The following is a 26,807-nucleotide window of genomic DNA, read 5'->3' as shown; positions in this document are numbered from 1 at the left end:
GATCCAGCACTCCATGAAGGACAGGACAAGGTACTCGAGACCTCACCGCGCAAGATCGGGTTCAACGTCGTCGCCGAGGGAAGCGCCCACGACGGAGGTCGAAACGCAGGTGTCATCGTCGGGACTCCGAACAACAAAGACGAGTATTGTCTCTCGGCCGTCATCCATATCCAATGACTCCGAGATGGTACCGAAGACAGAAGAGACTAACCACAATCTGACTACAGAACGCCGAGACACGTCCATCACGCCGCCGCGGGTCGTCTACGGTCAACACGGCGGTGAAACACGTCGAAGCCCGAGAAAGGACGCCAAGACACGTGTCGGCGGGCGCAGATGACGGTCATCCCCGCGGGTACTGCACCGATCGCTCAATCTTGCACGCAGGTCGCGTCGTACGATGCCGATGTATTGATCGGGTGTCGGCAGCCGCCGTTCGATGGTCGTCACTTTCGATACCTACAGAACTTCGTCTAGATCTTATTTTTATGCCGGTTCTCTCGGGAGTCGTAGGGGTGGGGAAGGCTCTCTCAATACCGTCGGAAGAAGCCCTCAAACCCTCGTTCTCCACGTCCCCACTCCCAGTCTATCCTCTCGCCAACTCAGGACTCTACTACTACTACTGATTACGTATACAGTTTGTTAGTTTGTGTTGGTTCGTTAGGAGTTTTTGATGCCGGGGCGAGGCGGTTATGTGTACGAGACATATACAATCTGGTGCGAATGGGCGAACGACGTGCCTACACGGTACGAATTGACGAAGACCTCCACGACTATGCGGATGAGGTATCTGATAAGACGAACCTAGCGAAAGTTGACGTTCTTGATGAGGCTCTCCGACGGCTTCAGGAAGCTTCGACCATCAGCGAGGATGGACAGTTCCTCGTGGACGACTATGGCTCCTTAGGCGGTAATGCAGGGCGTGACCGACTCAGCGAGGTTCTCGAGAACCAATGTGAGATAATGGAGATGCTGAGGGGTACCCCTCCCGGCTCCGACGAGGACGTCCCAAAAACAAAATCTCAGCCGGATCCTGAGGACGACGGGAGTGGCGACAACTTGAGCACGAAGTCGTCGAACAAGCCCGTGCCCGTCGGCGAGAATGACGGTAAGCCACCTGAAGTCGCCGAGACGGAAGAGACAATGGCGTCCGTGTCAGGGGACATGCACCACGACGTGTGTATCGATCCCGAGACAGTGGCCGAGATCCACACTCGGAAGTCGGATATCGTGGCACACACCAAGGGCGATCTACTGCCGGCACTCCGCGGGATGATCAATTATCGGCTCGAACACGACGTGCTGTTCGACGCGTGTGTGGACTGGGACGAAATCGAGTCGATGATCACGAGTGAGTTGGGACTGTCGGAACAGACGGCGAGGAACTACCGGAAGGACATGGTGCGCGAGGGACTTATCCGCCCACACCCGTCCGAGGACAACCGCATCGTCGGCGACGATGCATACGACGAGGTGCTGTGCAAGGCGGCATCGGTCGATCACCCGTCCGAGGTGGCTCACGAGGGGATCTACCCCGACGACGTTCGTGGGTTCATCTCGTGGGCGTTGCGCCAGCAGGACTGGGACGAAGGAGGTGTCTACGTTGACGAGGACGCGTGGGCTATCGACGTATGGCAGATTATCCGCGAAACCGTGGAGAAGATTCTAAAGACGAAGTCATCGAGTCGGCGCGTTTCGGAGTCGATGACGGCGGATGAACAGATGCGTGGCGCTGCACACGTGGTGAACAAGTTGGCGGTGTTGCTCAGTGAAGTGACGGACATCGAACCATTTGGAGTCACTACATGTGCAATCCGAGCTATCGAGTTCAAGAGTACGTCTGACATTGGTGACGAGTGGTACGAGATGTGGGCCGAGACCGTCGTTGAAATTGAATCCACGATCTACGGTGGTGACGGGGACGAGGACGATGTGGACATGAACGAGGTGGTTGAAGTTCTCGATGGCGTCGACCAAACCTCCACGGAAGACGAGATTCGCAAGGCCCGTGCGGAGTACTTCCTCGAACATCACCCTGACCAAGGTGGTGACGGTTACGACGAGGAGTACCAACTCGTGGTGGATGCAGGTTCCGCCCTTGGCGATTAATGGTCAAGTGGGTGTCCTCCTTGGACGAGTGTTTGAAACCACTTGACAACTTGAACTCAAACAGAACGAATGAACATTAGAAGCACTACTATCGCGTGTGAGCAATGTGGGGAGGTTCAAATCACCCCTGATGGAGTGTTGGCGTGCAGTTGTACCGAGGCCCCCGAGGAAGTGATTCGGATGCACGCGATGCTTCCAGCGGCGTGGAACGTCATCGAACCCAAGCCAGTCTCGGCGTAGTTCCTCGGCGAAAGTCTGCTAAGTGGGGGTGACGTGTCTTCTTTGTTTCACTGGATTTGTCCGTGTCTATTAGTCTACGCGAGTGATGACCGAGATGTTGGTTGGCCTGCCCGGTGAAGATCCGTCGTCTCTTATGCATACCGACGGTGTGAACCGCCGAGCGCGGTCGAGACTGTTCGAGCGGTACCGGAGCGATGCTCCGTCCGTCTGCTGTCTCGTCTCGACATTCAACCGGAACAAGACCGGTTCCCGTCCCGACCATGGAGGGGTACCGAAACGTGTGCTGGAATAGGGTGAGATGGACGGCTAATCCGCCCGTTCGGACTTCCGTCGTGAGACGAAGCACCTCTATGCGCTCGGTCATCTCCCCAGAGGCCAGCGCGTCGCTATCGGTGTGCGTGAGATTGCTTGTTCCCCGTTTACTCGCCGTCCATCCCAAATCATCGTCTGGATAGCGCAAACGTTGATTTCAGTCCCCGGTGCTATTACACGTCCCCGAGCTACATCCACGGTATGTCTCGAGATGGCACGGTCACAGGCATCGACCATGTGGAACTGTTCGTCGCCGATTGGGACGACGCCGCAGCATGGTACGAGCGCGTGCTGGGTCTGGCGCCGGACGTGTCCTTCGAAGAATGGTGGGCGACCGGGAGGGGGCCACTGGTGCTGTCAGTCGACGACACCACGAAATTGGCCCTGTTCGAGCGGGAGACGGCGACCCGCGGACAGGCGGTGAGTCCTCATCGAATCGCCTTCCAAACGGACGCTGCCGGATTCCTCTCGTTCGTCGACCGGCTGGATACGCTTGACCTGACCAACCGTGACGGCGAGCCAGTGTCCCCTGCCGACGTGGTCGACCATGACCTCTCGTACTCGCTCTACTTCACGGATCCTGACGGCAACTGGCTCGAACTCACGACGAACGACCACGATACTGTGGCTGCCGAACTGGGGTGACGCAGGCGTCCGGCCACAACGAGGACTGCCCCTCGTCAGCGTAGTCGCGTTATCGGGGCCATCGTGTAGCTACCTCAGAGGCTCATGCTGGCGACGGAACCTCCGTCGACACGGTAGTTCGCACCCGTGACGAACGACGCGTCATCGTTCGCGAGGAATGCGATGACGCCGGCGACCTCTTTGGGTTCGGCCACACGTCCGAGTACGATGTGAGGGCGCTCCTCGGCGAGGAACCGCTGTTCGGCTTCGTCGACGCTGATTCCCCGTTCGCTGGCTATCTCTTCGAACACGGCTTCGACCATCAGTGTCTTCGTCGTGGCTGGCGAGACGGCGTTGACGCGTTCTCGCGCACCGCAGATATCCGCCGGTTCCTGATCGACGCGTACGCCGAGTTCGACCCAGACCGACGGAAGGCGCTCCTGCGGGAACTGTTCCTGCAGACCGGCGACTGGACACACTACGAGGAGTTGCGAACGCTCTGTTCGGACGAGCAGTGGGCGGAGGTCGTGACGACACTCGAAGCCGAGTTCGAGGAGTCATACGTTCGTCGCCTGACTGACCTCTATCTGCGCGAGGGACGTACCGAGGAGGTGTTCGAGACGGTTATCGATGCGGCTCGCAACGAACCCGACGACGCGTTCTGGCGTACGGCGGGTGACAGTGGACTCACGATTTTGAGCGAGTATCGAGCAGACGTCTCTGCGCACGACCCGAGGACGTACTTCGAGGTGTACAAGGAACATCTCGAACCGTTCCTCGCCGAGACGACGGGCCGGAAACACTATCGGACGGTGATCGAGTACCTCGAAGAGATGCGGGAGTTGGGGTTCGAAGAGGAGTTCGAGGCGTTCGTCGTACGCCTGAAAGAGAAACACTCGAACCGACCAGCGTTCCTCGACGAGATAGAGGAACTCGACGTCGAAGGTGGGTGAGCGACGCACAGGGGCGGGGAATCTTCCCAGCATAGCGACAACCTGTCGCCGGAGTTTCGAACCAGTAATACTAGCAGAAGTTTTCGTAACCTATTAAATAACAGATTTTTGGTTTGTTGGACTCATACACGAGATAGATCGGCTACACCAAATAATGCTTCAGAAGCCGTCTCACGCGAGGTCTGCGATCCCCTGTGCTTACGTACCACTGGAAAAATCCACTCGCGGGTCGATCTCGGACGAGACAGTGACGCTATGCGGCGAAGTGCTGCTTGAGTTCGTCGGTGGTCACTTCGATGCGCTGGTCGGAGCCGTCCACGGCTTCGAGTTTGGCTGCCGCGAGGTGCCAGCTGCCGTATTTGGCGATCTGTTCGAATTCGGTCTCTGCGTCGAAGCCACGGTAGGGCTTGCTGAGGGTGAATTTCATTCCCATACTACACCAGACGTCGCCTGAGGCAAAAAAATTTACTACAGAACGAATTAAAATTATCACGAACGAACTGGAACAGTGGCTGTGGTGTGATTCTGGACTCAGCTCGGGCCGAAAATGTAGTACGCGACCGCAGAGATCACTGTTCAGCCGATCAGTGTCTAAGTGTGTCTCGCGACCGAAACGCGTGTTGTTTCCCGCACAGCTCGTTCTGACACTCACAATATAGTATGTAGTCGAATGTATGGTCTCTTTTGTTATTCTTTCCCGCCATTCGAGTGGGCAGTACTCACATCCTGTCGAGGGCGTCTCTGCGGTCTTCAGGCGGTGCCTGATCGTACCGCATCGTCGTCTGTTCAGACAGGTGGCGGAGTTGGTCTTGCGCGGCGGCGAGACCCTCTTCACGAGCCATGTACGTTCCAGTGGAGTGTCGGATGGAATACCACGAGATATCTCGATTCTCGGTCGAGATCCCGGCCTCGGTGCAGAGCTTCCCGAGGATGTAATTGAGGGCATCCGACCCGAACGGATTACTGTGGCTGGTGAGCCAGAGTTCGGATCGACTGTCGTACTTCGGGCGAGTTCTGCGCTCGTCGAGCCACCGTTCGAGATGACGGGCAGTGTCCTCACGGAGGCTAACAGTCCAGTTCTCGCCGCCGTTCGTCCCCTTACTGTCCTGTTCTTTTGGAATGCGCAACACTGCGTTCGGCACGTCCACCCACGAGACGCGTGCACGTTCGACTTCGATCGGCCGCAGTCCAGCATCGAGACCGGTTGCGACCAGACTGGGAATCTTCCAACTCGTCGCCCGTTCCCAGTCTTCACGTGTCACGTCGCGTTTCGGCTTCTCGAAGCGTTGTGCGAGGTGGATGTTCCACCGGTCACGTTCGTCTGCAGACGCGTGGTCGTAGGACGGGATCGTGGCGTAGTCCAAGGCGGCGTCGCGAATCAGCTGCCGTTCGTCGAGGGTGAGATAGTCACGAGCGTGGTGGGTTTGCTGACCGGGAGTGTAGGTCTGCTCTGGTTCCCACTCGCCGGCACCTCTCTCGTACTCACGCCACGAAAAGTACCGTTTCAGAGCTTTCACGTACTGGTTCTTGTTCTCGTCCGACCAGCTCCTCCCGCGAAGCTCCTCGATGAACGCATCGGCGTCACCCTGCGTCAAACTGGCCGTGTATCCGTCGCGCTCCCACAGCCATCGATATATCTTCGAGAGTCGGTAGGCGGTGTTCTCGACCACCGAGTGGCTGTATCCCTTTCCTTCAGCTGGAACTCTGCCGCTCGTCCAGAGCCACGTGAGGACTTCTCGGCGATGGTCGCGGTAGTCTTCCATCTGCAGGCGGTTCAGCTGCTTCGCGTCGATGTCGTGGACGAGGGGGATGTCGTCCGGCAGGTCGTCCGTCATATCTGTATTTGTCCTGATAGTTTGGCGGAATCGACGGACGGCGCGGGGATGGCCTTCGAGAACTCTTGGCAGCCTTTTCGGCATACAGAGCTTCTTGTGAATCTGTGGAATACAGATTCCTCTGCAGAAGCTCTGAAACCATAGTTTCCGAAGGAATTGGAAGTCCGGGTGCGAGAATCGAACCCGCGTCTCAGCCTCCACAAGGCTGAAGGATGACCATTACCCCAACCCGGACGCGCTGGTTGCTTGCGTCTGCAATAAAGCCAGAGTCGTGTGCAGTCAAAAAGCGTTACGACTCGGATTTCGGTCGCGTGCGACCGTGACACACGGGCGCAGGAGGTTCATCGACACACTCCGCGTACGTGGAACATGCTCCAGACAGGACAGACTGCCCCGGCGTTCACCCTGCCGGGTGCCGCGGGCGACGCGATCGACGACCACGCCCTCGCGGAGTACGTCGACAGCGGCTGGTCGGTGATCCTGGTGTTCTACCCCTTCGACTTACATCCGGCGTGTGTCTCACAGCTGTGTGCGGTCCGCGACGCCGGTTGGCTCACGCTGCTCGACGACACGGCCGTGTTGGGAATCGGCGCGGATAGCGTCCACGCCCACCAGCGGTTCGCCCGCGAGTACGACGTGGCGTTCCCCCTGCTGTCGGACACCGACGGGCGGGTCGCGGAGGCCTACGGCGTCCTCGAACCGGAGTTCGAGGGGCACCGGCGGGTGCCGGGGATGGCGCTGTTCGTCGTCGATCCCACGTCTCTGGTACAGTTCGCGTGGCGCGGCGACATCGGGGACGCGGGACCGGAGTTCGCGGCCGTGGAACAGGCCACACGCTGTCGCGGCGACGAGTGTGAGCTCTCCGACCCCGACGAGGGGGCGGAACCGGTGGGCGAGTGAGTCGCCACACGGCGGCCTCTCTGGTAGGACCGACGCACAGCGGCCACAGCTATGTCACTCCGTCGGTGCAACCGCCGACCCATGCGACCGTCCGCCGGTTCGACCGACCTCTTCGAGTGTGCCTCGTGTGGGAACGTTGGCGTCGGCACCGGATCGATCCGCTGTTGTGACCGTCCGATGGAAGCGGTCGACGACGGCGCGCCGCTCGAAGAACCGTCGCTCGCCGACCTGCTCCGGAGCGTCTTCGACATGTCCGACACGGAACTCGAACTCTGCCTGTGCGTCATGGAGGGCGGCGAGTTGACCGTGAACCAGTTGGCGAGCGAGACCGACTACGACCGGAGCGTCGTCACGCGCCACCTGAACCACCTCGTCGGCCTCGGGGTCGTCGAGAAACGCCGTCGCCTCCTCGAACGAGGAGGGCAGGTGTATGTCTACACGCCGCGAGAGCCCGAAGTCGTCCGTCGGGAACTCACGCGGCTGTTCGCGGCGTGGGTCGCTCACGCCGCGGCACTACTCGACGACCTCCGTCGGGAGAAGGTCGAGTCGATCGTCGAGCGCGACGACGAGGCGCCACAGTGGCGGGTGTTTCAGCGGAAACCCGAGTAGTCGGGGGACGGTCTCGTCGAACCGCTCGATCGGTGGCAGCTCTCGGGGGTCGTACTGCGGAGACCGCGCGTATCGATCGTGACGTGCCAGGTCGGCCCGGGGTTCGTGGCGACCCACCACCGAGACGTCACACCTGGGAACCGACCGGGAACTGGGAACAGATCCGGCGGTTCTCAGCTAGATCAATCGAGGTCGAAGCGATCGAGTGTCATCACTTTGGCCCACGTCTCCGCGAAGTCCCGTACGAACTTCTCCTCCGCGTCGTCACAGCCGTAGACCTCCGCGATGGCCCGGAGCCGGGAGTTCGACCCGAAGATGAGATCCACGCGGGTACCCTTCCACTCGAGTTCGCCCGTGTCACGGTCGCGCAACTCGTACACGTGCTCGGACTCGGTGGACTGTTGCCACTCCGTGTCCATGCCGAGCAGGTTCACGAAGAAGTCGTTGGTCAACGTCCCCGGCCGGTCGGTGAAGACACCGAGGTCGGACCCCCGGTAGTTCGCGTCCAGCGCGCGCATGCCGCCGACCAGAACCGTCATCTCCGGAGCCGTCAGGTTCAGCAGTTCCGCCCGGTCCACCAGCAACTCCTCCCCGGGTCGATCCGCCTCGTCCGAACGGTAGTTACGGAAGCCGTCCGCCGTCGGCTTGAGCGCCTCGAACGACCCGGGATCGGTCTGTTCCTGCGAGGCGTCGACGCGGCCCGGTTCGAACGGGACCGTCACGTCGTAGCCGGCGTCCGCCGCCGCCTGCTCGACGGCTACGTTGCCGCCCAGAACGATGAGGTCGGCGAGCGAGACACGCGTCTCGTCGGCGCGCGAGTCGTTGAACTCCGTCTGGATCCGTCTCAGGGTGTCCAGCGCGGTCGCCAGTCGCTCCGGTTCGTTCACCTCCCAGTCTCGCTGCGGTCTGAGGCGGACCCGGGCCCCGTTCGCCCCGCCGCGTTTGTCGCTGTCGCGGTACGTCGACGCCGACGCCCAGGCGGTTTTGACCAGTTGGGGTACCGAGAGGTCCGAATCGAGGAGCTCCTGTTTGAGCGTGGCGATCTCCTCGTCCCCGATCAGCTCGTGGTCGACTGCCGGGAGGGGGTCCTGCCACAGCATCTCCTCGTCCGGGACCTCGGGGCCGAGGAACCGTGACGGCGGCCCCATGTCGCGGTGGGTCAGTTTGTACCAGGCCCGCGCGAACGCGTCCACGAGCTCCATCGGGTTCTCGCGGAAGCGCTCGGCGACCTCGCGGTAGTCGGGGTCGCGGACGAGGGCGACGTCCGTCGTGAGCATCATCGGGGTCTGCTCAGCGCCAGGGTCGTGGGCGTCCGGGGCCTTGTCGATCGCGTCCGCGTCCGCACCCTTCGGCCGCCACTGCCACGCGCCACCGGGGCCCTTGTGGGGCTCCCACTCGTACTCGAACAGGTTCTTGAGGTAGTCGAAGTCCCACTGAATGGGAGCGGCCGTCCAGGGCCCCTCGATGCCGCTGGTGATGGTGTCCCCGCCCTTGCCGGTGCCGTGTTCGTTCTCCCAGCCGAGACCCTGCGCTTCGATGGGGGCCGCTTCGGGCTCGGGGCCGAGGTTGTCGCCGGAGTCGGCACCGTGGACCTTCCCGAACGTGTGGCCGCCGGCGATGAGTGCGACCGTCTCCTCGTCGTTCATCGCCATGCGGTCGAACGTCTGTCGGATGTTCTTCGCGGACGCGACCGGGTCCGGCTTCCCGTCCGGCCCCTCCGGGTTCACGTAGATGAGCCCCATCACGCTCGCGCCGAGTCCCTCCTGGATCTCCCCGGCCTCGTCGAACCGCTCGTTCGTCTCCATCTCGGTCTCGGGACCCCAGTCGACGGACTCGTCGGGCTCGAAGGCGTCCTCGCGGCCGCCGGCGAAGCCGAACGTCTCGAACCCCATCGACTCCAGGGCGACGTTTCCGGTCAGGATCATCAGGTCGGCCCACGAGAGTTTGCGGCCGTACTTCCGTTTGACCGGCCAGAGCAGCCGGCGTGCCTTGTCGAGGTTCGCGTTGTCCGGCCAACTGTCGACGGGCGCAAAGCGTTGTCTGCCGCCGGCCGCGCCGCCGCGACCGTCGCTGGTCCGGTAGGTCCCGGCGCTGTGCCACGCCATCCGAATAAAGAGCGGGCCGTAGTGGCCGTAGTCCGCCGGCCACCACTCCTGTGACGTCGTCATCACCTCCTCGATGTCCGCCTTCACCGCCTCGAGGTCGAGCGTCTCGAACGCCTCGGCGTAGTCGAACTCTTCGTCCACTGGATCGACCTGGCGAGCGTTCTGGTCGAGAGTCTTCAACGCCAACTGATTCGGCCACCAGTCCTGGTCGGACCTACTCATGGACTGTCGGTTGTCCCGTTCGCGTGTTAATGCTTTCTAACTCGGAAAAATAATTTTCTTTTTTAGACAATAAATTGTACAATATATGAATCGTTGTCAGTGATCGACCCGTCCCTCCGTGCTCGGCACCGGTCACTCCGGGTGCAGCCTCTGACAGTCTCGGTGGGGCCGAATAATCAAACGGCGGGCCGGCACGACAGCACGCCCGACGAGCCAGGGAGGATTGATCTCCGAAGCGTATCCATCGGTACCGAAACCCCTCTCGTCGTGTTCGTGGCAAAAGGCTTCGCCGAGGCCTCGGTCCCGAAATCGGACGGTCGAAGTCTCGGCCGTCGTTTCAGCGCGGGGAGGCGGTTAGAGCCGATCTCCGGTCGCGACGTAGGCGCCGCCGAGGACCAGCCCGTAGACGACGTGCCACAGGAGCGACGGGATCGCGAAGTTCGGGAACGGGGGTGAGGCGGGTGAACCGACCGCACTCAGCCAGAGGGGCATGAGCAGCGCCGCGAGGCCAACCCAGGTAACGACGCCCCAGACGAGGCCGAGTCCGAGGCGTTTTCGCGGCGAGTCGAGGCCGAACGCGCCCGCCAGGCCCGCGTAGACGACGCCGAGGACGGCGCCGTGCGAGACGTGGACGACCAGTCCGACTCCCGGACTCGGTGGCGGTGCGAGCGTGTACAGCGAGGGGATCGCCACGGCGACCGTGGGGAGGTTCATCGCGGCGACGAGCGCGCCCATCGCGAGCGCGCCCGCGACGCCGCTGACGACGCCCGCTTTCCAGTTTCCGACCGATACGCCTGGTTGCCGTGCCGTCGATGTCGTGGTTGACACGGGTGTACACTGTCGCGGGGGCGTCAACGGGTTTGGCCGACTGTGGGCGCGTCACCCGGATCGGCGACACCGTTATACCGACCCGTTCGCCTCTCCGTCTGTCCCCCACCGTGGAGCGGGACGCTTTTGCCACCGTGGCGACCACTGTGGATCACGAACCGTGGCCATCACCGACAAGATCTACCTGAAGAACCACAGGCAGATCGTCTCACAGCTCGACACCTCGATCCCGAAGGGGGCGTTCAAGGGAGCGACCATCGAACTGCTCTACTCGGGCGAGGGCCTCTCGAAGGTCGACGATGCGACGCGTGACCGTCTCCTCGACTTCGCGACCGACTTCCTCGACTGCGACAGCGAGGACCAACTCTACACGGGCTACCCCGAGCGACAGTTCATCCGCTATCTGCTCGAACTCCGTGCCGAGGGGCTGGGGCCGGACGCCATCGTGGACGTGATGGGCGACGACTACATGCTGTACGCGTACCCCGGTGACGTGCTCTCGTTTCTCGACCAGTCGGTCCGGACGCTCGAGGCCGTCGAGGCGCTCGCAGAGGTCGACGGGAACCGGGCCGCGGCGCAGGAGGCGGGGGAGGCGAAGCGATCGCTCGCCGGCCGCCGCTAAGACGGAGACGACGCTCATCCTTCTCGTCGTCCCGTTCGACGTTCTGGTCCACTCGGAACACGTTCTCCGGACCGTACCGACGCTTCAGCTCGGCCAGTCGGTCGTCGGTGTCACGAACGCGCCCGAGCCCCGACTATTCAGAAAACTGTCATAAAACTACCCCAGCCGGAACGACGGCTCCTCGCGCTCGCCCCCGTCGAGGTCCTCGAGCTGGATGACTTCCTCCTCGTCGTTCTGTTCCTCCAACTGCTCGCGGAGGTAGTTGACGTAACCCTTGTGCTCTTCCAGCTGCTCGCGGAGGTGTTCGGCTTCGAGTTCGAGACGTTCGTGCTCACGGATGAAGCTCTTCGGCACCTTCACCTTCGGCGGGAAGCTCTCGGACTCGTCCTCGCTCTGCTGCAGCTGTCGGAGTTCGTGCTCGGGGACGACCCGCACCTGGCCGTCCTGGGCAACGAGCGTGTCGACGTAGTCGCGGAAGACGGCGGACAGCGAGATGTCCCGTTCCTCTGCGATCTCACGAAGCGTCTCGAACGAGTCCTCGTTGACGCGGAACGAGATTGTTTTGTTCTTGTTGCCCATGACTGATTCTACCACGGAATGCAGCCCGCTCGTACTTAATGGTTCGTCAGACATCGGGCCGTCGGTCGGGGCTCCACCGCTCGAACCGACTCGTTCCCACGACGACCTCGGCGCGACCGGTCCCGTCGCCGGCCGGCGGACGCGGTGCTAGCCGAGGGTCGGTCGGATGACAAAACCCGAACCGGCACCGACGGTTACGCCGTCGGGGCCTCGTCTAGTTCGCCCGTCTCGTCGAGGCTCTGTAGCGCCGCGATGGCCTCCTCACGGTACTGTTCGACCGCGAGGTCGTACCGCTCTTTGGCCATCTGTGCGTAGCGGTTACCCTCGTCGTCGAACGTCCGAACCCGTTCGAGGGTGCGCTGGGCGGTCTCGACGACCCAGCGGTCCCGGGTTGCGGCGTCGACTTCGGTGATGGACTCGGGCCGGACGCTCACGATGACGCCGTCGCCGTCGTCGGGTTCGTACGTCCGCGGCTTGCCGACGATGGCGACGTACGACGGCGCGTCGAGGTCGCGTAGCGCGGCGGCGGCTTCGGGCTGGTACTGCCCGGCGTAGACGAAGAACGTCCCTGTCGGGTCGACGATCCGGCCGCGCCAGTACTCGGCGTCGTCCCCGATGTCTTCCTTCTCGGTGAGGGTCCCGACGAGGAACACTCGGTTGGCCCGCTCCCCGGAGGGGAGGAGCAGGTAGACGGGTGCGCGCTCGTCGTCGCTCTCGGTGAACGTGTAGCTGGCGTCGTTGAACTCGCCCGCGAAGACGCGCCGGGCGACTTCGCGGGTGGGGATGGACTGGCTCATGTCAGATCGACCTCGCGTCGGACAGCAGGGCACTCGCATCCGCGGCCGCGGGCGCGGAGAGCTGTTCGAAGTCGTCGACGAGCAGGTAGCGACCGAACGTCGGGCCGCTCACCCGGTAGTACCGACCCAGGACGTCGGCGCGCATGTCGTCGGCGACCACGGTCGTGTCGAGCGCGTCCATCGCCCGCTGTTTCGCTTCCTCTAAGCTGACACCGGTCAACTCCTCGGTCGTCTCGCGCCCGAAGATCACTTCGTGGACCTCCGCGCCGTCGTCGAGAACGCCCTTGATCCGGAGGTCGAACTCGCCCTCGACGTTGCCGTGTTCGGAACAGCGGCCGTTCTGGAGCACGCGGGTACAGTCCTCCTCGGGACAGCGCTTGATCAACCCGGATCCCGACTGGATGTCGACCAGCGCGCCCTCGGCCTCGCTGGTGTCGTCGCCGACCTCGATCTCCTCGTCGAGTTCGGTGATGGTCGTCGTCCGGTTGAGCTTGATCGAGAAGTTGCCCTGGTACTCGTCGGTGACGACGTTCGAGAGCGTGTACGAGGCGCCCTCGTCGAGTTCGGGCAGGTCGGAGGTGGTAAAAGCGACGAACTTCTTCGTCCCGGACTCGTCGCCGACCAGGCCGACCTGTGAGATGGAGTCGCTGCGGGGCTCCCAGAGATCGACGACTTTGACCGTGACGTCGACCCACTGTTCGTCCGCGTCGATATCTCCCAACTGCACGGCCTGCGAGCCGCCACGACCGAGGTCGTCGCGCTCCATGCCCGCCTCGTCGAGGTAGCTGTTGGTGACGCTCCGGCGCGCCTCCTCGACGGGCACGCGGTACTCGTTGACGAGGTTGTCGAGCCGTTCTTCAACCTCGTCGACCGAGAGGTCCAGATGGTCTGAAAACTGCGATACGATCTCTTCGGCGTGGGTACGCAAATCGCTCATGGTTTACTCGCCTCCGCTTCGTTTTCAATGGGAGGCGTACGACGGTTGGTTCCCGATGGTATAAAAATTTGCGCGAGCGAAGTGAAGCGGACGCGGGCCGACCGACGGACGTCGACGGACTCACAGCACCAGTTCGGCGACCACGGGGAGGTGATCGGACGGCGGGCGGCCGTCCCAGTGGTCGGCGAGGACGCCGTGTTGTCTGACCGCGATATCGCCGGTGACGAACACGTGGTCGATCTTGCGGTCGGGCGCGCCGTCGAACCGCTCGAACGTCTTCGTCGGCCCGTGGTGAGGGTGGTCCGAGACGCTCATCGCGTCCGTGAGTGGTAGTCCCCGAACGCCGTCCCGCTCGGTCAGGACGCGGTACGGCTCGGAGCCGGGCGTGCAGTTGAAGTCGCCGAGCACCACCACCGGGAGGGACGGGCTCCCGTCCTCACCCGCGCCGCCGAGGTGACCAACCAGGGTCCTGAGCTGTCGGGCGCTTCGCACGCGGGCCCGATCGCTCTCGTGGTCGAAGTGGGTGTTGCAGACGACTGCTTCGACCCCGTCGATCCGCAGTCGCGACCACGTCACGAGCCGGGGCTTGCCGGCGCTCGGGTAGGAACTCCCCGGCACGTCGGGGGTCTCGGAGAGCCACACGGTGCCGTGTTCTTCGGCCGACACCCGCTCGTGCCGCCGCCCGAGCGGACAGTGCTCCCCCTCGGCGTCGCCGTCGATCCGTCCCGCCGCTTCCCACGCGTACGCCGGAAGGCGCTCGCGGAGGTAGTCGTACTGGTGTGCCAGCGGCTCCTGCAGGCCGACGATGTCGGGTGCGTGAAACCGGACGACGCTCGCGACCATCGCTCGACGGTGTTCCCAGGCGTTCGCCCCGTCGGCCGCAGTGTCGTAGCGGACGTTGAACGTCATGACCCGACACCGACCCGTCGTCATACCTCGCCATTGGCTGCGGATCACTTCAAACGCTCCCTTATCGGGGAAACACCGGACGGTCTCACACACGTCTCCGCGGCGTACTCCTCGACAACGTCAGTCGAACACACGGAACGGAAGTGTGGGCCGTCGTCTACTCGTCGGTTCCAGCCCTGCACTGGACGCAGAGCGGCCGACCCTCGACGGTGTGGGGACGAACACCGACCCGCGACTTGTCTCCGATTCGGTCGGATTGCCGTCGATGGGTTCGGTGTTGGCTACGCTGCCGCCGAACTCACTTCGGTCAGCGTCACGGCGTAGGATCCGGTCGACTGCTGGACCCCGGCCACCTCGAGGTAGTAGGTACCGTCCCTCGGTGCGGTCAGCACTAGTTCGCCGGACGACTCGCCACTGATCCGTTCCGAGTCGATCACCTGCCGGTTCGGGCCGTACACCGTCACGTCCACCGGGCCGTGGAAGTCGTACTCGTACTCGGCTCTGATCACGGTCCCGGCCGTGGCATCGACACTGAAGACGTCGACGTCGCCCGCTTCGAGTGTGGCCTCCTGTGTGACTCCGAGCGTGATCGGCGTCGCCTGATCGAAGTCGTCGCCCTCGTCCTCTCCTGGCTTCTCGGGCTTGTCTGGTTTTTCAGGTTTTTCAGGTTTCTCTGGCTTCTCTGGCTTCTCTGGCTTGTCTGGTTTTTCAGGTTTCTCTGGCTTCTCAGGTTTCTCCGGTTTTTCGGGTTTCTCTGGCTTCTCGGGCTTGTCTGGCTTCTCCGGTTTTTCAGGTTTCTCTGGCTTCTCTGGCTTCTCGGGCTTGTCTGGTTTTTCAGGTTTCTCTGGCTTCTCAGGTTTCTCCGGTTTTTCGGGTTTCTCTGGCTTCTCGGGCTTGTCTGGCTTCTCCGGTTTTTCGGGTTTCTCTGGCTTCTCGGGCTTGTCTGGCTTCTCCGGTTTTTCGGGTTTCTCTGGCTTGTCTGGCTTCTCCGGTTTTTCAGGTTTCTCTGGCTTGTCTGGCTTCTCCGGTTTTTCAGGTTTCTCTGGCTTCTCGGGTTTCTCTGGCTTCTCTGGCTTCTCCGGTTTTTCGGGTTTCTCTGGCTTCTCAGGTTTCTCTGGTATTTCGCCGTTCGGGCCCTGGACCTGTCTCAAATCGGTAACGTCTTCTATCGCAGTCTCACTTTTGAACCCGTTATTCTCAATTTCTCGATAGTCAGCTAGCGCGGTCCCCACCGGGACGCTCAGAACGACCAACAGTACCACTGTAGCTACACTAAAGCGTCGGAGGATTCCGTTGAACGTTTTTTTACGTTGCATGAGGATTCCCTCGAAGCGGTCTCACACGCTTATGCGTGATAAGTATTTATCAGATTTCCGAGAGACAATTTTTCACTGACAGATTCTTATAAAGTAAGCTGACACGTTGGGTGATCCATCGAGTGTTGGCTTCTCATCCGCTCGTCGCGACCGGCTCGTCGACGGTCCTCTCCTCTCAGACGCCTGTCTCTTCGACCGGTTCCGGTCGTCGCTCCGCAGTCCGTCAACGTCTAAGTGGCCGCCCTGCGACAGTCACATCGAAGATGACCGATCCCGACCGCGACGGTGACGACCGCTTCGACCGGTTCGTCCGAACCACGTTCCGGCGGGCCGGCCGGCGCTACGCGGAGGCGAAGCGCGCCTACCGCGAGGGTCGTCTGGGGGAGGAGTTCGACCTCCCGACCGACGACGAGGGCCGCGCCCGGCTCGTCTGTCGCCGCCACGCCGAGCGCCGCGCCGTCGACGTCGACGCCGCCGGCCGGCCCGACTGCTTCGAGGCCGGCCACGCCGACTGCGAGGGCTGTGCCGAGGACGTCCGCGAGGGGGTCGTCGAGACGTGGTGACCGAGGCGACCGGGACGCCGCCGCTCGTCGCGCTCGTCCTCGCCGGGGGGACCGGTTCCCGGCTCTACCCCGCCTCGCGGTCGACACGCCCGAAACAGTTCCTCCCGCTCTTGGGGGAGACCACGTTGCTCGAACGCACGGTCGCCCGTGCCGACTTCGCCGACCACGTCGTCGTGAGCACGCGTCCGGGCCTCGAAGCCGACGTCTCCGAGCTCGTCCCGGACGTCGACGAGGTGGTCGTCGAACCCGCCGGCAAGGACACTGGACCCGCGCTCGCGTACGCGACCCACCGGATCGAAGCGCAGTACGGCGACGACGTCGTCGTGCTTTCCCTGCCGAGCGACCACCACGTCGGCTCCCGGGAGGCGTTCGCGGCGACGATGCGCCGCGGCGCGCGGGTCGCCCACGAGGAGGGCCGCCTCGTCGCGTTCGGCGTCGACCCGACGCGTCCGGATACGGGCTACGGTTACATCGAACCCGGGACCGACCGCGGGGCGTTCTCGGAACTCGCCGCGTTCCACGAGAAACCCGACGCCGAGACGGCCGAACGCTACGTCGCCGAGGGGTATCTGTGGAACGCGGGGACGTTCGCGTGGACGCCGCGGGCATTTCGGGAAGCCGCCCGTGACTCCCCGCTCGCGCCACTCGTCGACGCGCTCGACGAGGGCCGCGTCGAGGAGGGTTTCGCGGCCGTCGAGCCGACCAGCATCGACTACGCCGTGATGGAGCGGGTCGACGACGCGGCCGTCGTCGCACTCGACGTCCCGTGGGACGACCTGGGCTCGTGGGACGCGATGGCGCGGTTGCTCCCGGCGGACGAGGACGGAAACGTCACACAGACAGGGGACGCCGGCGGGGGAGACGCCGAGGGTGCACTGTTCGTCGACAGCGGGGAGAACGTCGTGGTCTCCGACGGCGCGCATATCTCGCTCGTCGGCGTCGACGGACTCGCGGTGGTCGCGTGGGACGACCGCATGCTCGTGGTTCCGAAGGCCGAGGCCCAGCGCGTCCGCGAGGTCGTCTCGAACCTGCAGGACGCCGGTCGGTTCTGATCCGATCCGACCCCCGGCGCGGTTCACACTGGCCCCGTCTGGGCCCGTCTACTGGTCCGCCGTCGACCGCCGAACTCGGACGTTCCCGTCGCTCGTGACCCCGACGAGGAGGGACTCGCAAACCTCCCTGCCCTGGACCGCCTCGTCGGCGGCGTCGCTCACGATCTTCATCAGGTCCGGCGCGGTGTAGTTCACCTTCACGCCCGCCTCGTCACAGGCGTCGTAGACGAGTTTCGGTACGTCGTACAGATCCGTGCCGACGTCGACCTCGACCGTGACGGGGGCCGACAGCGCCTCGGCGAACGCGATCGTCTCGCGGGCCTTCTCGATGTTGGCTCGCGCGCTCGCTTCGATGCTCGACACGTTCGCGCGTGACGTCTCGATGCGGTCGGCGATGGTCGCCTGGCGGACGCTCCGCTCGCGGAGCACCAGTACCTCGGCCTGCCGGCGCGTCAGCACGTTCGTCTCTGGGTCGAACCCCGCTCGATCGAGGAGTGCGTCGATGTTCACGTCGCCCCCGTCGTCGCCGTCGTGGCTCGTCTCGGCGTCGGCGTCCGAGGCGTCCGTGTCGTCCATACCGGATACTGCAGGCCGGGCGAGAAAAAAACAGCGCGTCGACTGCCCGTCGCGACTCGACGGGAGTTACTGGCCCCAGAAGTTGTCTCGGCTCCCGAGCGCCTCCGGGCGACTTCGCTCGCTCCGGCGACCGCCGCGCTCGTCGGGCGGCGAGTCCCCCTCTTCCTCCTCGGGATCGAACGGCAGTTTCTCGACGACCTCCTTCGCCGTTGCGTGGTTCGACTTCACCCGATCGATGCGGACGATCGCACGGCAGTCGGGCAACAGCCCGTCGACGAGGACGATGAAGCCGTCGTCCGTCCGGCCGACGCCCGCGCCGCTCTCGTGGATGTCCGTGACCTCGATCTCGACCTCCTCGCCGGCTTTCACGGGCTGTTGTTTGAGTTCGTAGATCGGCATGTCGTAGCTGTCACACCACTCGGCGCCCCCCTTGTCGCCGTAGTACTGACAGCCCATCCCCGCGATTCGCTCGGAGAACCGAGGACACTCGTCCGCCAGTGGGCAGTCGGACATGTGGTGGACTACTCGGGGGGCGCTCTAAACGCTTGCGCCCCGCGTTTCCTCGCCGTTCTCGGGTCCGACGCCGTCTCTCTCCACGCGCGACGGTCGCCGATCGCCACGCGGCGGACGGCGTGGGGGCCAGACCAGTCCGTCTCGCTCAGTGTCTGGAGGAACAAACGTTATCTGCGTTCGCCGTGTCATGTTTGACGGGGGAAATTGAGCGAGCATGGCACCTCGGGGGAGTCCGACCCACACACGTGGAGTGGGACCGATCGTCAGCCCGCGCTCTCGCTGCACGCACCCTCACAGCCTATGAGTACGAACTCGTCCCCGCTCGGTCGCTGTCCGGAGTGCGGACAGTCCATCCCGGCCGGCTGGACGCTCATCGAGTACGAACGGGACGACGGTGTGGGGATCTTCGCCGAATGTCCCTCGTGTGAGGCGGTCGTCCGCCCGGAGTGAGTCGTGGGCGCTCGCCCGGTCCGACCACGATACACGATGGGAGTAGCCCAGCCGATGGCCGCGCCCTCCCCACCGCTGGCGGAACCCATTTGTCCCCGCCTTTCCAACCCCGGACATGGCACACCCGCCCGGTACGAACCGCCACGTCCCGGAGTTCGCGCTCGTCACCGGGGCGTTCCTCTCGCTGTCCGCGCTCGTCGCCGGCGTCGTTCTCACGGGTGACGTCGTCCGGTCGCTCCTGACTGCGGTCGTCATCCTCTACCCGTTCACCGCCTACGCGGTCACCCACTCCGACGACCCGACGGGCGTCCTCCCGCCGCGCGTCACGTCCGTCACCGCCGCCGTCGTCGGCGTCGTCCTCGCCGGGAGCGCGCTCGTCGCGGCGCTCCCCGGTCGTCTCACGGCTGACCTCCCGTACGCGCTGGTGCTCGGGGCGACCGTCGTTCTCCCGCCCGCCGCGTACCACGTCCGCTACGGCGAGCGAGCCGACCGCGTCAACCCGCTCTCGCCAATCGGGACCGTCGCCGCCACGACCGTCGTCGCCGTCGCCGTGCTCGGATACGGACTGCTCGTTGGCGGTGCGGTGTTCGCCGCCGCGACCGCGCTGCTCACCTTCCTCGCCGGGGCGGTGTACGCCCGGGGCAGTGGCGCACGACTCTCCGTCCGAACCCGTCGCCGGTTCGTCGCCGGCGGTGCCGTCACGGGCGTCGGCGTCGCGCTCGTCGGGCTCGTTCGCGGCAGTACGCCGGAGGCCTGGCTCCTCGTCGGGCTCTGCGTCGTGGCCGCACCGACGCTGTTTTACGCGCTCACCGCGCCAGAGCGCGTCTGACCGGGACGATCGCGCCGTATCGTGTCGGTGAAAAAGAATTTTCGCCTGTGGAATCGTTCACGGCGTATGCACCGACTGACGACCGTTCGACGCGGGCCCGGCACGAACGCATGGTGAGTTCCGGCCCATGGCCCGTCCTCCTCGGGGTCGGTGGCCTGTTCGCGATCGTCGGTCTGCTCGTCCTCCGGAAAGCCGCCGGGCTGCTCGGAACGGCTATCCGCCTGTGGCAGGTCGATCGGGTCGAGACGGCGTCGCTCACACCCGGTGGCTCCGTCGCGGTCGACGGGACGATCCGCCCCGCGACCGACGAGTTCGTCGACAGCCTCTCGGGGGTCGACGGCGTCGTGGTGTCGACCTCCGTCGCCCGCGAGGACCCCGGTTCGAACCAGGGCGAATCGCCGTGGACCGCTTCCACTGGAACTACCGGACGCGCCCGTTCCGCGTCGAAGACGACACCGGCGAGGTACTCGTCCGGCCTCCCACCGGGGAGGACCACTCCACCCGGTCGATTCCGGCCCCGGACATCGACCTCCCGACGCGCTCACGGGTCGTCGGAACCGACGGCATCCCCCGAGAGATCCAGGCGTACGACGACTCAGTCGGCGGACTCCCACACACGCCCGGCGAGACGACGCTCCGGTTCGAGCAGGGCGTCGCCGCCACCGGCGACGACGTCTACGTCGTCGGCGAGGCCGTCCGTGCGTCGACCGACCACGGCGAGGCGGTCGTCCTCTCGGGGCGGACGGACCCCAGCGGGTTCACCGTCTCCTCGTCGAGCGGCGGGTCGCCGCTCCGACACGCCGCCGAGGGGCTGGTCGTCTCGGTGTTCGGCCTCGTCGCGACGCTCGTCGGCGGCGCGATGCTCGCGTTACTCGTCGCACGGACCGTCGGGCTCTGAGGGTGCCGTCACCCCAGCACCGACTCGTCCCTCTTCGCTGCCACGTGTCGGCCGAGGGAAGCGTCTATGTCGTCCGCTTCCGTTAGGGACGGTCGGATGACACGGACAGCACCGTCGGCCGCGGTCCCGTCGACGACCGGGACGCCCGGTTCGCGCTCACACCTCCGACACCGCGCCAGGGCGGGCCCGTCGTGACCCGGTGGAGGGAGACCGCCGTCGACCACCACCTCGCACGACTCGACCCGCGGGACTGCCGGGCGTTCGTCGCCGACCTGTGGGTCGCCCGCGGCTTCGAGACGCGCGTCGACGGCGACGTCGTGGTCGCGACCCGCCGCGGCGACCCGGTCGTGCTCTTTCCCGCCGTCGGTGGCCGCCTCCGCGCGCCGTCGCCACCGTCCCGTTCGGTCGACGTCGTCGTCGCCCCCCGCGGGGGCGAGGCCGCCGCGGCGCTCGCGGAGACGCACGACGCTCGCGTCCTGACCGCCGCGGACCTCCGTGAGATGCTCCGGTACGCGGTCGCCCCCGCGGACGCCGAGGCGCTCTGTGAACGGCACCTCGGAAGCCCTCCCGCAACCCTCCAGCCCCCGCTCCGCGCCCGCGTCCGGGCACACGCCTCGCGCGTCGAAGCTCGGTCGTCAGCCAGCCTGGCGGCGGTCGTCGCGCTTCTCGCGCTCGTCGGTCTCACAACCGGCGTCGTTCTCGACGGCTCCACCGCCGACGGTCTCGGCGGTGCGGGCGGCGCGACCGACGGCACCGCCGACGCGACGGCGGGCGCGACTGCAACCGAGCGGGTGGACGACGCGACACCGCCCGGCGACCGTGCAACCGGAGCGGACGACCGCGACGAGGTCCGGACGCTCTCGGGCCTTCCGGGCATCGGAGGCGAGGGGGTGACGAACCTGACCGCACTCGCGGCCGCCCACGACCGCGCGCTCGGCAACCGGTCGTACACGCTCTGGATCGACACCTACCGGCCGTTCAACGGCGACCCCGACGCGCCCCGGATACAGCGGGACACCGACATCGCCGTCGACGGCGCGGAGTACTCCGTCAGCGAGAGCCTCGAACGGGGCGACGAGCGACGGGTCGTCCGGGCCGTCTACTACGACGGCACCGACTGGTACGTCGCCGACCCCGCTGACGAGACGACGGTCCACCGGATCGACGGCACCACGACCAACCTCTCGGTCCCGCCCGATCCCCGGTCGCTCCGCGAGACGCTCGTCACGCGCTACCTCGCGACGCCGGTCACGGACGTCACGGACCGAACCCGGGTCGGAAACACGGTGCGTTACCGGCTCGAAGGCGAGGGGCTGCCGTCGGGCTTCGACCGCGACCGGGTGTACAACTACAGCTTCGTCGCGACCATCGGCGACGACGGGTTCGTCTACCGGGCGACGGTCGAGTTCTCCGTGGTCACCGTCGAAGGGAGCTACCGGCTCCGCTTCGAGTGGACCTATGGCCGGGTAGGGTCGACGATGGTCAGCCCACCGGTGTGGATCGATGGGGCACAGCCGACGACTGCGACGCCGCCACCGACACCGACACCGTCGACGCCGGCCGCGACGAACGCTTCGACGGCGACACCACTCCCCGACGAGCGCGACTGACGCTCGACGAGCGCCGGTCGTCGACCGACGCCAGCGGCATCCCCGCTTTTCGGCTCGTTCGCTCCCAGCTTTTCGGCTCGTTCGCTCGCTTCGCTCGGTCACTCGCGCAAAACCTGGATCAAAACGCACCGTTCTCACGCCAGCGGGGTTCGTTCCACGACAGTGCCGTCGACGGTCGGGTACTGCTCGACGATCTCGCCCTCGGGGACGTCGCCCGCCTCGATCATCTCCTCGAGGAGCCACCAGGCCACCTCGACGTGTTCGGACTTCACCGTGTAGAACTCCTCGGGGACGCCGAGCGCCTCCAGTTCCTCGGGCGTGACCCACGTCTTCCCGTAGACGAGGGTGCCGTCGTCGGTCACGTCGTCGAACGGCCGGCGGAGGTTGCGGGCCATCCGTTTGAGCCGGCGGCGGTGCTGGGCGGCGTCTTTGAATACGGAGGTACAGAAGTACACCCTGTCGTGGCTCCCCATCACGTCGAGGATCTCCTCTTTCGGGGACTCGACGGCGCTCATGTGTCCGTCGCGGAGCTCGAACCCCTCCTCTTGCATCCGTCGGAAGTTGCCGTCGGACATCTCGAACTCGTTGACGTTACAGAAGTCGGCCGCACCCTCGTCGAGGAACTCGAGGAACTCGGGTTCCGCCCGGATGCCCGGGATCTCGAACGCCGGGGTGAGCCCCTCCTCGCGGGCGACGTAGAGGATCTCCTCCCACTCCGTCCCGTGGAGGTCCCCCCACTGCTCTAGGGGTGGATGAAAGCGGATCTCGTCGAGCCCCGCCTCCGCGAGTCGGCGCATGTTCTCGCGCCCGCCGGTGATCCCCGTGTACAGGTGCGTGTGGTGGTCCTCGCCGAACTCGTCTTTGAGAAGCGAGAGGTAGTGACAGGTCCGGTCGAGCGCCTCCTGTGGTTCGCCGCCCGTGATCGACGTCCCGAGCGCGTCCATCCGTCTGGCCTCTTCGATCACGTCCGCGTCGGACTCGACGGCTCGCTCGTTCGCGTACACCTGCGTGACGTTCTTGCGGTTCTCACCCAGGGGACAGTAAAAACAGTCGCGCTGGTCGCAGTAGCCGTAGACGAACAGTACCATCTTCCCGCCTTTGGCGCACTGTTCGCAGCCCTTCGAGATCATTCGGTACTTTCCCTAGACCCGTGGAGCGTCAAAAACCGTGCGACTTGCACCGCTCGGCCGACGAGCGCGTCCCACGGGAACGCGACACCCAAGACGCCGTCGACCTGCGCGCCCGCGTCCGGCCACCGGCTGTCGATTTCGCCCTCGTCCCGAAAACAGATATACGACGACGACGTACCGTTTGCCGATGCTGTTGGTCCTCTGTGTCGACCTCGACGACGACCTCGGCCGAAAGACCGGCTTCGACACGCCGGTCGTCGGGCGTGCGGCCGTCGAGGAGAGCGCGGTCGCCCTGGCCACCGCCGATCCGGAGGACTCCGACATCAACGTGCTGTTCCAGGGGATCCACACCTACGATGACCTCTTCGCCGAGGGCGGCGAAGAGGTGGAAGTCGCCGCCGTCACGGGTGTCGACGGTTCGGACGTGAAAGCCAACCGCGCCATCGGCGAGGAGATCGACACGGTGCTCGCCTCGCTCCAGACCGGCGAGAACGTCCGTGCCATCGTCATCACCGACGGCGCACAGGACGAGTCGGTCCTCCCGGTCATCCGCTCGCGGGTGCCGATCGACGGGGTTCGCCGGGTCGTCGTCCGGCAGGCCCAGGACCTCGAATCGATGTACTACACGATGAAGCAGGTGCTCGACGACCCCGAAACCAGGGGGACGATCCTCGTCCCGCTCGGGATCTTGCTCCTGATCTACCCGTTCGTCACCATCGCGTCGTACTTCGACGTCCCGGGTGCCGTCGTGCTGGGGCTCATCTCCGCGCTGTTGGGGCTGTACTCGCTCTTTCGGGGGTTGGGCCTCGAGACGGTCCTCGACGATGTCGCCGAACGCGGGCGTAACCTCCTGTACGCCGGCCGCGTGACGCTCATCACGTACGTGGTCGCCGCGGCGCTCATGACCGTCGGCGGCGTGCGCGGCGTCGAACTCCTCCGGACCGTCGACGCGGCCGTCCCGGGACGCCTCGGTGCCGGCGTCGTCCTCGCGGCGCTCGTCCACGGTGCAGTCCAGTGGTTCGCGGCCGCCGGCGTCACCTCCTCGCTCGGACAGGTCACCGACGAGTACCTCGCCGACCGCTTCAAGTGGCGCTACCTCAACGCCCCCTTCTACGTGATCGCCATCGCGGTCGTCCTCCACGCCGTCTCGGGCTTCTTCCTCCCGACCGCGGCGGGCGTCTCCACGCTCTCGCTGACCGATCTCGCCGTCGCGCTCACCGTCGGCACCTTGCTCGGGGTGTTGAGCACGCTCGCGTTCGCCGTCGCGGAGTCGCGCTTTCCCACCGGTGTCGAGACGGACGCGTCTGCGTGAGGCGGGTCGTACCCCCACCGACCGATCGGGACGCGGGGCCCGACCAGGGCCGGCCGAACGACTTTTTTCGCTCACCACGAGAACCCGTGGGCATGGACTACACGCTCGATCCGCACGAACCCGTCCCGGCGGAGACGAAGCGAATCGTCCGATCGCTGGTCGACGACGGCCTCGACCACCTCGCCGAAGAAGCGCCCCACGAGGCGGTCCACGAGGTCCGAAAGCGGTGCAAGGAGGTCCGTGCGACGCTCCGGCTCGTCCGCGGCGTGCTCCCGACGTACAGCGAGGAGAACGCCCACTACCGCGACGCCGCCCGTCGGCTCTCGCGGATCCGGGACGCGCAGGCGCTTCTCGAGACGTTCGACGACCACGTCGTTCCCGCGGTCGAGGCGGACGAACGGCTCGACAGCGACCGCCTCGACGCCGTCCGCGAGACGCTCCTCGACCGCCGTGACACGCTCGCCGCCGAGATGGACCTCGACGCGCGGCTGGACGCCGTCGGACGGGACCTCCGGCGCGGGAGCGAGCGGATCGACTCGTTCCCGCTCGCCACCGACGGCTTCGACGCCGTCGCCGGCGGCCTCCGAAAGTCCTACCGCCGGGGGAGAGACCGGCTGGCCGACGCGTACGCCGATCCAACGACCGAGGCGTTCCACGAGTGGCGCAAGCGCGTCAAGTACCACCGCTACCACTGCTACCTGCTCAGACCCGTCTGGGAGAAGCCGATGAGGGCCCGTCGGAACGAACTGAAGCGGCTGTCGGATCTCACGGGCGACGAGCACGACCTCGCCGTCTTCCGCGAGACCCTGCACGAGGAGGAGCTGTTCGACGCCGAGACGCGCGAGACGCTCGACCGAACGATCACCGGCCGCCGGGCCGAACTCCGCCGGGCGGCGCGTCCGATCGGCGAGCGGCTGTTCGTCGAAGAACCCGACGCGCTGGTCGCCCGACTGGAGGGGTACTGGCGGGCGACGGTAGCGTACGACACGGAGTCGTGAGTCGTCGCCAGTCGACGGCCTATCGCTCCCGCACCACGACGAACTCAGCGAGATCCCGCAGATAGCCCAGCGCCGCCGTCTCGTCGAGGTCGGCGCTGTCGAGCGCCGCGAGCGCGCGGTCGGCCTCCGCGCGGGCCCGTCCGTTCGCCGCCGCGGGTTCGATGTCGGTCACCTGCACCAGCGAGGGGCGGTCCATCGCCTCGTCCTGTCCGGTCGGCTTGCCGAGTTCGTCGGCGTCCGCGGTGGCGTCGAGGACGTCGTCGCGGATCTGGAAGGCGACGCCGACGCGCTCGGCGTACTCCCCGAACGATTCGACCGTCATCGGGTCGCCATCGGCGGCGACGACGCCGAGTTCGGCGGCCGCGCGGAACAGCGCGCCCGTCTTCCGTCGCGCGAGTTCCATGTACTCCTCGTCGGTCGTGGGGCGGGCGACGAGTTCCGTCGCCTCGCCCTCGCTCAACTCGACCATCGATTCGGCGACGATCTGTGTCGCCTGGTCGTCGACCGACAGGAGGGCGAACGCCTCCCCCAGGAGGCCGTCCGAGCAGATGATGGCCGGGCCGTAGCCGTACTCGGCCCACGCGCTCGCCGTTCCGCGCCTGACTCCCGAGCGGTCGATGATGTCGTCGATGACCAGCGAGGCGTTGTGGACGAGTTCGACGGCGACCGCGAAGTCGACCGCGTCCGCGGGTGCCCCGCCGACCGCCTCGCAGGAGAGCACCGTCACGGCCGGTCTGACGCGTTTGCCACCCGAGAGCGCCACGTGATCGAGCTCCGCCGACAGCTCCGCGGGGTCGACCGACTCGACGACCTCCTCCAGCCGGTCGTTCACCAGCGCGACCCGGCGCTCCAGGTACTCCATTGGCGGCTCTCAGGACGGCGTGGGCAAGTAGGTAACGGAACGCGGGAACTGTCACCCGTCTGCCGCGGCGGCCCGTCCGGCGGCCCGTCGTGACTCGTGCGTGCACGACCAGCTTTT

28 protein-coding genes and 1 tRNA gene are annotated in these 26,807 nt (G+C 65.3%); 14 read left to right on the top strand and 15 right to left on the bottom strand.

From position 1 onward, the window contains the following. Window positions 1-723: 723 nt before the first annotated feature. Together NKJ07_RS13745 and NKJ07_RS13740 are read left to right on the top strand one after the other, a co-directional pair. Complete coding sequence (locus NKJ07_RS13745; RefSeq protein ID WP_318567380.1) at window positions 724-2,109, top strand: J domain-containing protein; 1,386 nt, start codon at window positions 724-726, stop codon at window positions 2,107-2,109. 753 nt (window positions 2,110-2,862) lie between these two features. Beyond that, the gene (locus NKJ07_RS13740; protein ID WP_318567379.1) at window positions 2,863-3,306 is read left to right on the top strand and encodes a VOC family protein; all 444 of its coding nucleotides are present in this window, start codon (window positions 2,863-2,865) and stop codon (window positions 3,304-3,306) included. Between the two features lie 74 nt (window positions 3,307-3,380). Here the strand turns inward: NKJ07_RS13740 and NKJ07_RS13735 are convergent, their stop codons facing one another. Then, window positions 3,381-3,608 carry an SDR family oxidoreductase gene (locus NKJ07_RS13735; RefSeq protein ID WP_318567378.1) on the bottom strand — a complete coding sequence of 76 codons (228 nt, stop codon included), beginning with the start codon at window positions 3,606-3,608 and terminating at the stop codon, window positions 3,381-3,383. Between NKJ07_RS13735 and NKJ07_RS13730 the strand changes: the two genes are divergently transcribed. Further along, window positions 3,516-4,238, top strand: coding sequence for a hypothetical protein (locus tag NKJ07_RS13730; protein ID WP_318570535.1), 723 nt, complete (start codon window positions 3,516-3,518; stop codon window positions 4,236-4,238). The two genes, NKJ07_RS13735 and NKJ07_RS13730, sit on opposite strands and share 93 nt — an antisense overlap. Window positions 4,239-4,491: 253 nt before the next feature. Here the strand turns inward: NKJ07_RS13730 and NKJ07_RS13725 are convergent, their stop codons facing one another. The 3 genes from NKJ07_RS13725 to NKJ07_RS13715 form a co-directional block, all read right to left on the bottom strand. Further along, window positions 4,492-4,671 (bottom strand): hypothetical protein, encoded by a 180-nt coding sequence (locus NKJ07_RS13725; protein WP_318567377.1) that lies wholly within the window; start codon window positions 4,669-4,671, stop codon window positions 4,492-4,494. Window positions 4,672-4,957: 286 nt separating this feature from the next. Then, a complete protein-coding gene (locus tag NKJ07_RS13720; RefSeq protein WP_318567376.1) occupies window positions 4,958-6,073 on the bottom strand; it encodes a tyrosine-type recombinase/integrase in 1,116 nt (371 codons plus the stop codon). 162 nt (window positions 6,074-6,235) lie between these two features. After that, a tRNA-His gene (locus NKJ07_RS13715) sits at window positions 6,236-6,307 on the bottom strand. Window positions 6,308-6,442: 135 nt separating this feature from the next. Here NKJ07_RS13715 and NKJ07_RS13710 point away from each other — a divergent pair. Both NKJ07_RS13710 and NKJ07_RS13705 read left to right on the top strand, forming a co-directional pair. Then, window positions 6,443-6,973 (top strand): redoxin domain-containing protein, encoded by a 531-nt coding sequence (locus NKJ07_RS13710; RefSeq protein ID WP_318567375.1) that lies wholly within the window; start codon window positions 6,443-6,445, stop codon window positions 6,971-6,973. Between the two features lie 81 nt (window positions 6,974-7,054). Next, window positions 7,055-7,582 (top strand): ArsR family transcriptional regulator, encoded by a 528-nt coding sequence (locus NKJ07_RS13705; RefSeq protein ID WP_318567374.1) that lies wholly within the window; start codon window positions 7,055-7,057, stop codon window positions 7,580-7,582. Between the two features lie 182 nt (window positions 7,583-7,764). On the opposite strand, the gene katG is transcribed toward NKJ07_RS13705, so the two are convergent. Further along, window positions 7,765-9,909, bottom strand: coding sequence for a catalase/peroxidase HPI (gene katG / locus NKJ07_RS13700; RefSeq protein WP_318567373.1), 2,145 nt, complete (start codon window positions 9,907-9,909; stop codon window positions 7,765-7,767). Between the two features lie 354 nt (window positions 9,910-10,263). Continuing rightward, a complete protein-coding gene (locus NKJ07_RS13695) occupies window positions 10,264-10,737 on the bottom strand; it encodes a histidine kinase (RefSeq protein WP_318567372.1) in 474 nt (157 codons plus the stop codon). Window positions 10,738-10,897: 160 nt separating this feature from the next. Here NKJ07_RS13695 and NKJ07_RS13690 point away from each other — a divergent pair, with 160 nt between their 5' ends. Then, on the top strand, window positions 10,898-11,359 hold the full coding sequence (locus tag NKJ07_RS13690; RefSeq protein ID WP_318567371.1) for a DUF5814 domain-containing protein: 462 nt from the start codon (window positions 10,898-10,900) through the stop codon (window positions 11,357-11,359). Window positions 11,360-11,515: 156 nt separating this feature from the next. On the opposite strand, the gene NKJ07_RS13685 is transcribed toward NKJ07_RS13690, so the two are convergent. From NKJ07_RS13685 to NKJ07_RS13665, 5 genes are all read right to left on the bottom strand, one after another. Further along, window positions 11,516-11,938, bottom strand: a complete 423-nt coding sequence (locus NKJ07_RS13685) for a DUF8146 domain-containing protein (RefSeq protein ID WP_318570461.1) — start codon at window positions 11,936-11,938, stop codon at window positions 11,516-11,518. A 194-nt stretch (window positions 11,939-12,132) separates the two neighbouring features. Further along, the gene (locus NKJ07_RS13680; RefSeq protein ID WP_318567370.1) at window positions 12,133-12,735 is read right to left on the bottom strand and encodes an RPA family protein; all 603 of its coding nucleotides are present in this window, start codon (window positions 12,733-12,735) and stop codon (window positions 12,133-12,135) included. Between the two features lies 1 nt (window position 12,736). Beyond that, window positions 12,737-13,672 carry a replication factor A gene (locus NKJ07_RS13675; protein ID WP_318567369.1) on the bottom strand — a complete coding sequence of 312 codons (936 nt, stop codon included), beginning with the start codon at window positions 13,670-13,672 and terminating at the stop codon, window positions 12,737-12,739. 120 nt (window positions 13,673-13,792) lie between these two features. Then, window positions 13,793-14,581, bottom strand: a complete 789-nt coding sequence (locus tag NKJ07_RS13670) for an endonuclease/exonuclease/phosphatase family protein (RefSeq protein ID WP_318567368.1) — start codon at window positions 14,579-14,581, stop codon at window positions 13,793-13,795. Between the two features lie 281 nt (window positions 14,582-14,862). Further along, on the bottom strand, window positions 14,863-15,897 hold the full coding sequence (locus NKJ07_RS13665) for a PPC domain-containing protein (protein ID WP_318567367.1): 1,035 nt from the start codon (window positions 15,895-15,897) through the stop codon (window positions 14,863-14,865). 263 nt (window positions 15,898-16,160) lie between these two features. Here NKJ07_RS13665 and NKJ07_RS13660 point away from each other — a divergent pair, with 263 nt between their 5' ends. Both NKJ07_RS13660 and NKJ07_RS13655 read left to right on the top strand, forming a co-directional pair. After that, the gene (locus NKJ07_RS13660; protein WP_318567366.1) at window positions 16,161-16,460 is read left to right on the top strand and encodes a DUF7091 family protein; all 300 of its coding nucleotides are present in this window, start codon (window positions 16,161-16,163) and stop codon (window positions 16,458-16,460) included. After that, window positions 16,457-17,512 carry a mannose-1-phosphate guanylyltransferase gene (locus NKJ07_RS13655; protein WP_318567365.1) on the top strand — a complete coding sequence of 352 codons (1,056 nt, stop codon included), beginning with the start codon at window positions 16,457-16,459 and terminating at the stop codon, window positions 17,510-17,512. Before NKJ07_RS13660 ends, NKJ07_RS13655 begins: the two co-directional genes overlap by 4 nt. A gap of 48 nt (window positions 17,513-17,560) precedes the next feature. Here the strand turns inward: NKJ07_RS13655 and NKJ07_RS13650 are convergent, their stop codons facing one another. Together NKJ07_RS13650 and NKJ07_RS13645 are read right to left on the bottom strand one after the other, a co-directional pair. Further along, a complete protein-coding gene (locus NKJ07_RS13650; RefSeq protein WP_318567364.1) occupies window positions 17,561-18,088 on the bottom strand; it encodes a Tfx family DNA-binding protein in 528 nt (175 codons plus the stop codon). 66 nt (window positions 18,089-18,154) lie between these two features. Continuing rightward, window positions 18,155-18,601, bottom strand: a complete 447-nt coding sequence (locus tag NKJ07_RS13645; RefSeq protein ID WP_318567363.1) for a TRAM domain-containing protein — start codon at window positions 18,599-18,601, stop codon at window positions 18,155-18,157. A gap of 300 nt (window positions 18,602-18,901) precedes the next feature. On the opposite strand from NKJ07_RS13645, the gene NKJ07_RS13640 reads away from it, so the two are divergent. The 4 genes from NKJ07_RS13640 to NKJ07_RS13625 all read left to right on the top strand — a co-directional run bounded on the left by NKJ07_RS13640 (window position 18,902) and on the right by NKJ07_RS13625 (window position 22,388). Beyond that, the gene (locus NKJ07_RS13640) at window positions 18,902-19,051 is read left to right on the top strand and encodes a DUF7837 family putative zinc-binding protein (RefSeq protein ID WP_318567362.1); all 150 of its coding nucleotides are present in this window, start codon (window positions 18,902-18,904) and stop codon (window positions 19,049-19,051) included. Window positions 19,052-19,166: 115 nt separating this feature from the next. Next, window positions 19,167-19,880: a hypothetical protein gene (locus NKJ07_RS13635; protein WP_318567361.1), complete on the top strand. Its 714-nt coding sequence runs from the start codon at window positions 19,167-19,169 to the stop codon at window positions 19,878-19,880. A gap of 400 nt (window positions 19,881-20,280) precedes the next feature. Further along, complete coding sequence (locus NKJ07_RS13630; RefSeq protein WP_318567360.1) at window positions 20,281-20,778, top strand: hypothetical protein; 498 nt, start codon at window positions 20,281-20,283, stop codon at window positions 20,776-20,778. Window positions 20,779-20,969: 191 nt separating this feature from the next. Then, window positions 20,970-22,388 carry a hypothetical protein gene (locus tag NKJ07_RS13625; RefSeq protein ID WP_318567359.1) on the top strand — a complete coding sequence of 473 codons (1,419 nt, stop codon included), beginning with the start codon at window positions 20,970-20,972 and terminating at the stop codon, window positions 22,386-22,388. A 134-nt stretch (window positions 22,389-22,522) separates the two neighbouring features. Here the strand turns inward: NKJ07_RS13625 and NKJ07_RS13620 are convergent, their stop codons facing one another. After that, a complete protein-coding gene (locus tag NKJ07_RS13620; RefSeq protein WP_318567358.1) occupies window positions 22,523-23,518 on the bottom strand; it encodes a radical SAM protein in 996 nt (331 codons plus the stop codon). Between the two features lie 187 nt (window positions 23,519-23,705). Between NKJ07_RS13620 and NKJ07_RS13615 the strand changes: the two genes are divergently transcribed. Both NKJ07_RS13615 and NKJ07_RS13610 read left to right on the top strand, forming a co-directional pair. Then, on the top strand, window positions 23,706-24,830 hold the full coding sequence (locus NKJ07_RS13615) for a DUF373 family protein (protein WP_318567357.1): 1,125 nt from the start codon (window positions 23,706-23,708) through the stop codon (window positions 24,828-24,830). A 92-nt stretch (window positions 24,831-24,922) separates the two neighbouring features. Continuing rightward, window positions 24,923-25,828, top strand: coding sequence for a CHAD domain-containing protein (locus tag NKJ07_RS13610; protein ID WP_318567356.1), 906 nt, complete (start codon window positions 24,923-24,925; stop codon window positions 25,826-25,828). A gap of 19 nt (window positions 25,829-25,847) precedes the next feature. Here NKJ07_RS13610 and NKJ07_RS13605 read toward each other — a convergent pair whose 3' ends face one another. Continuing rightward, window positions 25,848-26,690 (bottom strand): polyprenyl synthetase family protein, encoded by an 843-nt coding sequence (locus tag NKJ07_RS13605; protein WP_318567355.1) that lies wholly within the window; start codon window positions 26,688-26,690, stop codon window positions 25,848-25,850. Between the last annotated feature and the right edge of the window lie 117 nt (window positions 26,691-26,807).

This window comes from Salinigranum marinum (assembly GCF_024228675.1).
Classification (GTDB): Archaea; Halobacteriota; Halobacteria; order Halobacteriales; family Haloferacaceae; genus Salinigranum; species Salinigranum marinum.
This window is presented reverse-complemented; position numbering and strand designations above follow the sequence as displayed.